This window comes from Blautia intestinihominis, assembly GCF_040096655.1.
Classification (GTDB): domain Bacteria; phylum Bacillota; class Clostridia; order Lachnospirales; family Lachnospiraceae; genus Blautia_A; species Blautia_A intestinihominis.
In genome coordinates this window covers 1-543 of sequence record NZ_JBBMEI010000221.1, presented here as the reverse complement: position 1 = coordinate 543, position 543 = coordinate 1, and the positions used below count along the sequence as shown (strand labels likewise).

Below are 543 nucleotides of genomic sequence, written 5' to 3'. Positions count from 1 at the left end.
GGCTTCCACCCATTGTTTTGCGTCATTGGCAAGCTGGACTTCATCGGACAGCCGCTTTCTGCCCTCGGACACTTTTGCTTTAAGCTCCGCTTGCTCGGTCTGTGTCTTTTCCAGCATGGTGTTGAAATTCTGTTCACTGATACGCCCTGCAATCATATCCTCATAAAGCCGCATTACCATTTTGTCCAGAACCTCAATCCGTTCCTCGTCCCTTGTGAGGGAGCGTTCCATTGCTTCCCGCTGTTCCCGCTGCTCGGCTTCACAGGTATTGGTCAAGCGGTCGGCAACCGCTTCCCCGTCCATCAGGGCGGCTCTGGCACATTCCCGGATTTTCCGCAGCACATGGCTGTAAAGGGTGTCATAATCAATCCGGTGCTGGGTGCAGTGGTTCTTTCCAAAGGCATTGTAGGTCTTGCAGGAATAAATCTGCTGAGGATGTTTTGCGTTTGTGTAGCGTACCGTCAGCGACTTCCCACACTCGCCGCATTTTATCAGTCCGGCAAACAGGCTGATTTCATTGGTCTGCCCCGGACGCTGGCGGGA

Annotated in this window: 1 protein-coding gene; it reads right to left on the bottom strand. The window is 53.4% G+C overall.

Annotation, left to right across the window (positions count from 1 at the left end):
* A partial coding sequence (locus WMO75_RS19805; RefSeq protein ID WP_349078894.1) for a recombinase zinc ribbon domain-containing protein occupies positions 1–543 on the bottom strand: 543 nt, incomplete at both ends.